Origin of the sequence: Streptomyces sp. Ru71 (assembly GCF_002920535.1) — a bacterium.
Taxonomy (GTDB): Bacteria; Actinomycetota; Actinomycetes; order Streptomycetales; family Streptomycetaceae; genus Streptomyces.
The window spans coordinates 1-8,895 of sequence record NZ_PQSS01000138.1; the positions used below are offsets into that span (position 1 = coordinate 1).

Genomic DNA, 8,895 nt, shown 5'->3' on the forward strand with positions numbered 1-8,895 from the left:
CTGGCTGCAAGAGGGGTTGCCGAGGGCGCTGACTTGCGGAGAGTGAGCGGTGGTTCGGAGGCCGGTGCGGGGTGGGGCTTCCTGACATGGTGCCAGGTTCACACGTTGAAGGGCAAGCCTTGCATCACTTGATGCGCTGTGCAATCCCTGGATTCCAGCCCCCACCCCCGGGCTGCTGCCCCGCAGGCCGGTGAACCACCTAAACCGCTGAAGCGCGGTGTCGGACGGCGCGGGCTGTACTCGGCCGGCGCCGACGCTGGAGAGTGGGCCGTACCCGCTTACGGTGTACCCAGTAGGCGCGGCTGTGATCGTGGCGCGTACGGCCAGGCTCCAAAACGGCGGCCACGGGCCGGTGGCCGTGGTCGGCGGCAGTCGGAGATTCCCAGGAGGTGGCCGAGGTCATGACAACCGGGTCTACCGTCCCCGGCAATGGCGCCGGGCTCGCGTATGCCAGTGGACAGGGGCGTTGGGTGCTCACCGCGGCCGTGCTCGGCTCCGCGGTCGCGTCCATCGACGCTACCGTCGTTGGCATCGCGCTGCCGGCCATTGGCCAGGACTTCCACGCCGGGCTGGCCGCGCTCCAGTGGGTGGTCACCGCCTATACCCTGACTCTGGCGGGCCTGCTGCTGGTGGCCGGCGCGCTGGGCGACCGCTACGGGCGCAGACGCTTCTTCCTCATCGGGGTCACCTGGTTCGCCGCAGCCTCGCTGATGTGCGGATTGGCACCCGACGCCCCTACGCTGATCGCTGCCCGGGCGTTGCAGGGCGTTGGCGCCGCTCTCCTCACTCCGGGCAGTCTGGCCATCCTGGAGGTCACCTTTGCACCCGATGACCGGGGGAAGGCGATCGGCGCCTGGTCGGGTCTGAGTGGTGTCGGCACGGCGATCGGTCCCTTTCTGGGCGGCTGGCTGATCCAAGCGGTGTCCTGGCGGTGGATCTTCGCCGTCAACCTGCCGGTGGCTGCCGCCGTGATCGCCATTTCGATGCTCCACGTCCCGGAATCGAGGGACCCGCAGGCCCCCGAGCGCGTAGACGTGGTCGGGGGGGCGTTGGTGACGCTGGGGTTGGTGGGCATCACATACGGGCTCATTGAGGCACCGTCGAGCGGCTGGACCGGTGCGGTGGTACTGGGCAGCTTGACCGCGGGGGCGCTTTTGTTGGGCTCCTTCGTGCTGTGGGAGCGTCGCTCACGAAACCCGGTGCTGCCTTTGGAGCTGTTCCGCTCGGCCCAGTTCAATGCCACCAATGCGGTCACCTTCGTGCTGTACGGGGCGCTCGGCGGTGCGCTGTTTCTGGTGCCGGTGCAACTGCAGCAGGTGTCCGGGTACACCGCCCTGGAGGCCGGCATCTCGCTCCTGCCGCTCACTGCGGTGATGTTGCTGCTGTCAGCTCGCTCGGGTGCCCTGGCCGCCAGGATCGGCCCCAGGGCGCAGATGAGCATCGGTCCCGTCCTGGTCGGTAGCGGCATCGCGCTGTTCACGCGGGTGGGCGCGGCCGCGGACTACCTCACGGAGGTGCTGCCGGCCGTGCTGGTACTGGCACTCGGCCTGGCCACGACCGTTGCACCCCTGACGGCCACTGCCCTCGCCACCGCACCCGCACGGCATGCGGGCGCGGCGTCAGCAGTGAACAACGACGTTGCCCGCGCTGCCGGTCTGATCGCTGTATCAGTGCTACCTGCCGCTGCAGGGCTCACCGGGGCGGCCTACCTCGATCCGGACCGCTTTTCCGCAGGTTTCGGCACAGCCTGTCTGATCTCGGGAGCCCTGTGCGTCCTGGCCGGGCTGCTCGCCGCCGCCATCATCCGCAACCCCGATCGGCCAGTCCATGCCGCTGTCGGCCCCAGAGAGACCGTCGTCGAGCAACACCCCCTGCACTGCGCGCTGGACGCCCCGCCCGCCATCACCCCGGGACGACCGACAGCGGACCACCACGGGTTCCGCCACCGAGGACGCCGATGACTCACACATACCCACACGACGGGTGGAGCGTGACTCCCCCACTCGCATCGAACCGACGTCCACGCCGAGTGACACAGCCAGGGTGACGTTCCAACGACCAGGCACTTCGGCGACCTCTATCGGCTCGACCTCGGGCAGCACACCCGCCGCTGGTGGCACTCCCGCCCGGGACAACCCAGGGTGCGGCGATCCTCCGTAGTGGTGTCCCCCTGGACGCCCATCTCGAAGACGCCCGACTGCGCATCACCCGGACCGGGCCAGATGACTAGATGACCAATTCGACACTGGGGCACCCCTGGCCGCCCGGGACTGCTGATCACCTACTTTCGGATGCCCCGCCTTCCTCAGGGTGCGTGGTGACAACGTGCAGGTAGTTAGCTTCGCGTTCGGACCAGGTCGGGTGCGTACGCTGTCCGCGCTGCGGGACTGGGCACGGGACTCCCCCACCATGGCGGTGCCGGGCATCGCCCGCTGCATCATCCGTTCACGGCGAACGTCGTCCCGGACCCCCGACACCCTGGAGGCGATGCGCGACGAACGCCTGGTGCTGGCGCACTCGGCGCACCTCGCAGCCGGCGGCCACCGGTAGCCGCACCACCGTGGGAGTGGATGCCATCGGTGCGGCCGGCGGCGCGGGAGGCCGCGTCGTCCTCGGTGGCGGCCGCGACCTGCGCCAGGCCCTCGGACAGGGCGGCCGGGGCGGTGCACGTGCCGGGCCCTTGGGGCCCTCGTGGGCGCGTCGGCGGGCGTCGGCTACGCGGGTGATGGCAGCGAGCCGCTCCAGGTTGGCCGGTGTGCGCGGCCAGGTCGCCGGATCGGTGGCCGGCCAACCCACCCACTGACATCCCGGGGAGCACGGACTCGGTCTCCCAGAATCGGGCTACCTGCTCTGCGGCCAGCAGGTGCACCGTCTTCTCGACCGCCAGGTTTGTCTTCTGGATCTCATCCGTCATTCGGCCACCGTTGCGACCTCATCATCACATCCGCTGGCAGGTCCATGTTGTGGATCGACCGCCTCCTCGGCCGCCTGGGAAGCGCGCACCGTTCGGAGTGTGGTGGTGCGGGAGCGGGCGGCCTCATCGGCTTGCAGTCGAAGTCCACCGGGTTCCCCAGAGGGCCACGGGCCCGATGCCCCGCCGGTGTCAGGCCGCGGTCTCTTGGGGGGTCCTGGCGGCGGCCAAGTCTGCCGCTTGCCGGACTGAATCGGCGGAGGCGGCCAGCAGCGGCAGCCGGACGGCCGGGCTGGGGATACGGCCGTGGGCATGCAACACCCCCTTGATCACGGTCGGGTTCGGCTCGGCGAAGAGCGCGGCGGACAGCCGGGCCAGCTCGGCCCCCAGCCTGCGGGCCGGTCCGGCGGCGCCGCGCTGCCACAGCGAGATGAGCTCGGCGTAGTCAGCGGTGCGGACGTTGGCCGACGCCAGGATGCCGCCGCGAGCGCCCGCCGCGAGCAGCGGCGAGATGACGGCGTCATCGCCGCCGAGCACCGCGAAGCCCGGTGGCGGCGAGCCGAGCAGTTCCATCGCGGCTGCGTCGATCGCGCCGGTCGCGTACTTGACCCCGACGACCTGCGGTAGGTGCCCGAGCGCGTTCAGGGTTGTGGTGCTGAGGGGCTGAGCGGTGCGGTACGGGATGTCGTAGACGACCAGCGGCAGACCCCCGTGTTCGGCGAGTGCCGTGAAGTGCGCCAGCGTTCCCGCTTCACCGGGCCGGGTGTAGGGCGGCGCGGGAACCAGCGCCGCGGCGACGTCACCGCTCTGAGCGAGCTCCCGCAGTGCCGTGATAGCGGCGGCGGTGTCGTTCGTGCCTACGCCGACGATCAGCGGAGCTCCGTGTGCCCGACAGGCGGCCGAGCAGATACGGACCACGGCCTGCTTCTCCTCCGTGGTCAACGTGGCCGCCTCCGCGGTGGTGCCCAGGGCAACGAGTCCGCGAGCGCCGCCGACTGACAGTGCCTCATTGGCGAGCCGGGCGAGCGCGTCCGGGTCGAGGCGCAGGTCGTCGGTGAACGGGGTCACCAAGGGGACAAACAGGCCGGTGAGGTTTGCTTCGGGCTTCATGCGTCCAGCCTGACCGACACAAACCCAGTAGATCCAGTTTATGTTTCTTCGCCTATGCGTAAGCTCACCTTATGCTCGATGTCCGACGTCTCCACCTGCTGCGCGAACTGGACCGACGCGGCACCATCGCGGCCGTCGCCGAGGCGCTGACCTTCACCGCCTCGGCCGTTTCCCAGCAGCTGAGCGTGCTTGAGCGCGAGGCCGGCGTGCCCCTGCTGGAACGAAGTGGCAGACGGGTGGTGCTCACCCCCGCCGGCCGCACCCTCGTCACCCACGCCGACGCCGTCCTCGAACGCCTGGAACTGGCGGTCTCCGAGCTGGCCGGGGCACGCGAGGGCATCGGCGGGCCGCTGCGGATCGGGACGTTCCCCTCTGGTGGCCCCGCGATCGTGCCCGCCACCCTGGCCGAACTGGCTCGGCGGCATCCCGCGCTGGAACCGATGGTGCAGGAGATCGACTCGGCGCGGGTCTCCGACGGCCTGCGCGCCGGCGAACTCGACGTGGCCCTCGTCCACGACTACGACTTCGTGCCCGCCTCCCCGGACACCACGGTCGACCAGGTGCCCCTCTTGGAGGAGCCGATGTACCTGGCCACGGGCGCCGCCACCGACACCGGTCCCGCAAGAGGTCCCGCCGAACGCGGTGACACGCTGGCGGAGCTGCTCGGACCGTGGACCACGGCCCCGTGGATCACGGCCCGGGACGGCACGACCGGTCACGCGATGGCTGTACGCGCCTGTCAGGCGGCCGGTTTCCAGCCGCGCATCCGCCATCAGGTCAACGACTTCCGTACGGTCCTGGCACTGGCTGCCATCGGGCAAGGCGCCGGATTCGTACCGCAGATGGCCACCGCACACGCCCCCGAGAACGTGGTCCTGACCCGGCTGCCCCTCTTCCGCCGCTCGAAGGTCGCCTTCCGCGCGGGGGGCGGCACCCACCCGGCGATCGCAGCATTCGTCGCGGCGGCGCGGACAGCGGTGGCACCACGGGCCGTGCCCCCTCACTGATCGCTTCAGTGAGTTGAGCCGGTCTACGGGCTGCCCTACCTCAACCGTCCCTGGTCAAGGACGAGTTCGGGGTGGAGACGGCGGGCCACGAGGCGGTGCTCGGCGCGGCCATGGACCGGGTCCGCGCCGACCTGGCCACCCGCGCGCCGGGCACCCGCTCGGTGGTCCTCGCGCACGTCTTCGTCACCGGCGGCCAGGCCAGCGACAGACGTAGGACTCCAGGCGCATCCGCCGCTCGTTGTCGGCGGCGGTGCCAGCGGCGGGCCTTATGCTCGGCGGTCTTGGTCGGCAGGGAATCCGGAATGCGTGCTGATCATGTTCCTGACGACCTGCGGGAGCGGGTGGCCCCGCTGCTACCGCCCCGACGAAAGACTCGGACCGTCCAGGGACGGCCTGACACCTGCAAGATCCACCTCACCGGGTAAAGGCGGCTGCCGAGCATTGCTCTGCTGTTGCTGAACTGTTAGCTCTGCCCCCTAAGTTGATCAGGCAGGCCAAACCTGTGCGAGCCAACTCAAGGTGGGACCTTGAACCGGACGATCAAGGCAGGAAGGGGCGCGGCGGCCCTCGCAATAGCAGGCGCTTGCGTTCTGGGAAGTGCCACCAGCGTGAGCGCTGACCCGGATGTGGGGAACGTGGGCTACGGCTAAGAGGGCATCTGATCTAGGTAGTTGGTGTTCTGGGATGTTTTTGTCGCCGAGACCAGCCAGGGCATCGACGTCGGCAAGAAGATCAAAGGACGCAAGCGACACCTGATCACCGACACTCTCGGCCTGGTCCTCGCCGTCCTCGTCACCGCCGCATCCGTCCACGACACCACCGGCGGCAAGCTCCTGCTCGACGACCTGACCGCGGCGCATCCCAGCGTGACCAAGGTCTGGGCCGACGGCGGCTACCAGAGCAGCATCTTCAACCACGGTGCCGGGCTGGGCATCGATGTGGAGGTCGTGCAGCGGCCGCAGGCGAAGGGGTTCCAGCCGCTGCCGAAGCGGTGGGTGATCGAGCACACGTTTGGCTGGCTGATGCAGCACCATCGCCTGGCACGGGACTACGAGGCCCTGCCGCAGAGATCCCGAGCAACGATCCACCGGGCGATGGCTAACAAAATGAGCCGCCACCTGACCGGAGAATCCACACCAACCTGGCGAATCGAAACAGAAATCCCGCCCTCAACGGCGTGAACATTGATCAGATGCCCTCTAAGGGCCGTCCCGCGAGGACCACAGCGTGCTGGTCGTCGGCTCCAGCGGGGCGGCCGACTCGATCGCCTTCTTGCGTCGGCTCCGGCTACGGCCCACACCACGCATGGCCCAGCGCTCGGGTAAGTCGAGTTCCCTGACGGCGGTGTCCGGAGCGATGCGTAGGGCGCGCTATGGGACCTCCCTGTCTCCGCACCTTTATCTAGCGTGGCTGGTTGTTCCCCCTTAGGTCAGGCTGATGACACCGGTTCTGGGATTTGAGGCACGCTTGCCCTGAGACGTGCTGGGCCGCGCGCTCGGCGGCCCAGCACGCTGCTTCTTTCGTGACCCGATTGCGGGCTACGGGGTGAGCTGCTCAAGAAGCCAGGTGATGACGGCCCGGACGGTTCCGGAGACGGCGCCCTTCAGGGCGGCACCGGCCAGGGCCAGACGCTCGCGTCGTGTCAGGGGGGTGCGGGGCATGGGTCCTCCACAGTCGTGGCCTTCAGGTGGGCAGCCGGCCGGCTTGCTGTCCACGCTCAGCCCCGCGTGAAGATCGACTCTCGGTTGCGACAAGGCGCCAACCCGCCCCTGTTGCGTCCCTGTTTAGCCGTGGCGGGTCGCACGGGTGAGGGATGATGTTGCGATGAGTCGCGACGAGCGGGCGGGCAAGCCCGATGGGAAGCGGCCGCGAGTCCTGGAGCGGGCTCGGGTGGGATGGCCGCCGCCTCTGCGGGAGCTGAAGGACCTGCTGTACGAGGCATACCTGGCGGCCGGGGCCCCGACCCTGGACGAGATCGCCGCGGAGGTCGCCGACGACGACGCTCTGCCAGGATCACCGAGCCGGGACAGAGTGCACCGCTGCATCAGCGCCCCGTCCCTGCCAGCCAACCAGGCAGATGCGGTGTCGGTCGCCAAGGTGCTGGCCCGCCATGCCGCTTGGAACGAGAAGGATCTGTCAGACCGAGTACGCGATCTGTGGGTCAAGGCCCGGCTGGCCACCGGCGCGGGGCGTCCGATCAGCGAGTTCGACGACCAGGTCGTCCTGACCGATCTGGAGGTCCACCCGGCCTTGAACGCCGGCGTCGACAACAGGCTCGGTGCCCTGCCCACCTACATTCCCCGCGCGCACGACGCGTCTTTGAAAATCATCGTCGATGCCGCAGCGGCAGGGCACAGCCAGATCGCTGTCGTGGTCGGTGGCTCGTCCACGGGCAAGACCCGTGCGCTGTGGGAAGCAGCCCGGCAACTGCCCCACACCTGGCGGCTGTGGCATCCCATCAACCCCACACGCCCGGAGGCAGTGCTGGCTGAACTGCCCGATGTCGCTCCCCAGACCGTGGTGTGGCTGAACGAGGCCCAGCTCTACCTAGGCGAGGATGCGGGCCCGCTCGGCGAACGGGTCGCAGCAGGTCTGCGAGACCTGCTGCGTGATGAGACCCGGGGCCCGGTGCTGGTGCTGGCCGCCTTGTGGCCCCAGCACTGGGACAAGCTGACCACACGCACGACCCCGGACCTGTACGCGCACGCCCGCGAGTTGCTGACCGGTCACGAGATCGACGTGCCGGAGGCGTTCACTAAGCCCGACCTGGACGCACTCGCCGCCGCCAGCCACGCTGATCCCCGCCTCGCCGACGCCGCCGCACACGCCAAGGACGGTGAGATCACCCAGTACCTGGCCGGGGTTCCCGTCCTAATCTCCCGCTACCGTGCAGCCCCGGCAGCCACCCGGGCCCTGATCCACGCCGCCATGGACGCCCGCCGCTTCCGCGCCGGCCCTGATCTCCCGCTGGACTGGCTGACTGAGGCCGCACCCGGCTATCTCACCAACACCCAACGGAAAACCACCGGCACAGACTGGGAGGAGCAGGCACTCGCCTACGTCACCCAGGAATGCAACGGCATCCCCGGCATCCTCACCCTCGTCCCGCCCACGATGCCCAGCAATGAGCGCAACCGTCGACCAGCTCCCAGCCGCGCTCCCGGTGCGCTCGCCCGCCAGGCACAGAGGCCGCACTACCAGCTGGCCGACTACCTCGACCAGTACGGCCGCCGCCACCGCGCCGACCAGATCCCCCCGATCACCTTCTGGACCGCAGCCGCCCACCACGCCCACCCCGCCGACCTGACCGCGCTCGGCAACGCCGCCTGGAACCGCGGCCTTTACCAGGACGCATGCCAACTTCTCAAGAACGCCACCGCCCATGGCAACGCCCACGCCGCGACCACCCTCGTCGACCATTTCCACACCCTGCACCCCACTGACACCCGCCCCGCTCAATGGGCCATCGCGCACGTCACCCTCGATGGCCCCGCCCTAGCCGACCTGCTCCGCGGGCTACGGGAGGCCGGGGCGGACGAGCAGGTCGCCGCCCTCTTGGCCCGCAACCCCGCCGCGCACGCCCCCATCGATGACCCGCACGCTGTCGCCCGCCTGCTCCGCATGCTGCGGAAGGCCGGGGCGGACGAGCAGGTCGCCGCCCTGCTGGCCCGCAACCCCGCCGCGCACGTCCCCATCGATAACCAGTGGTTTGTCTACGACCTGCTTGACGAGCTGCGGGAGGCCGGCGCGAAGGAGCAGGCCGCCGCCCTGCCTGGCCCGCAACCGTGCCGCGCACGCCCCCATCAATGACCCGCATGCCGTCGTCCACCTCCTTGACGGGCTACGGGAGGCCGGGGCGAAGGAACA

Annotated in this window: 6 protein-coding genes and 2 pseudogenes; 6 read left to right on the forward strand and 2 right to left on the reverse strand. The window is 69.6% G+C overall.

Going from position 1 to position 8,895, the window contains the following annotated elements; translation table 11 throughout:
* Positions 1-401: 401 nt before the first annotated feature.
* Together C3489_RS37320 and C3489_RS38930 are read left to right on the forward strand one after the other, a co-directional pair.
* Positions 402-1,961: a DHA2 family efflux MFS transporter permease subunit gene (locus tag C3489_RS37320; protein ID WP_103786587.1), complete on the forward strand. Its 1,560-nt coding sequence runs from the start codon at positions 402-404 to the stop codon at positions 1,959-1,961.
* A 400-nt stretch (positions 1,962-2,361) separates the two neighbouring features.
* Positions 2,362-2,550: a hypothetical protein gene (locus C3489_RS38930; protein WP_181139997.1), complete on the forward strand. Its 189-nt coding sequence runs from the start codon at positions 2,362-2,364 to the stop codon at positions 2,548-2,550.
* Between the two features lie 553 nt (positions 2,551-3,103).
* Here C3489_RS38930 and dapA read toward each other — a convergent pair.
* A complete protein-coding gene (gene dapA / locus C3489_RS37330) occupies positions 3,104-4,021 on the reverse strand; it encodes a 4-hydroxy-tetrahydrodipicolinate synthase (protein WP_103786584.1) in 918 nt (305 codons plus the stop codon).
* Positions 4,022-4,092: 71 nt separating this feature from the next.
* Here dapA and C3489_RS37335 point away from each other — a divergent pair, with 71 nt between their 5' ends.
* From C3489_RS37335 to C3489_RS37345, 3 genes and pseudogenes are all read left to right on the forward strand, one after another.
* Entirely contained in the window at positions 4,093-5,028 is a 936-nt protein-coding gene (locus C3489_RS37335; protein ID WP_103786585.1) for a LysR family transcriptional regulator, read from the forward strand.
* Between the two features lie 24 nt (positions 5,029-5,052).
* Positions 5,053-5,264, forward strand: a pseudogene (locus C3489_RS37340) (exonuclease SbcCD subunit D); the annotation flags it as partial.
* A 456-nt stretch (positions 5,265-5,720) separates the two neighbouring features.
* Positions 5,721-6,209, forward strand: a pseudogene (locus C3489_RS37345) (transposase); the annotation flags it as partial.
* A gap of 357 nt (positions 6,210-6,566) precedes the next feature.
* Here C3489_RS37345 and C3489_RS39760 read toward each other — a convergent pair.
* Positions 6,567-6,689 carry a hypothetical protein gene (locus tag C3489_RS39760; RefSeq protein WP_258055125.1) on the reverse strand — a complete coding sequence of 41 codons (123 nt, stop codon included), beginning with the start codon at positions 6,687-6,689 and terminating at the stop codon, positions 6,567-6,569.
* A 163-nt stretch (positions 6,690-6,852) separates the two neighbouring features.
* Between C3489_RS39760 and C3489_RS37350 the strand changes: the two genes are divergently transcribed.
* A complete protein-coding gene (locus C3489_RS37350; protein WP_103786586.1) occupies positions 6,853-8,838 on the forward strand; it encodes a hypothetical protein in 1,986 nt (661 codons plus the stop codon).
* Positions 8,839-8,895 lie beyond the last annotated feature (57 nt).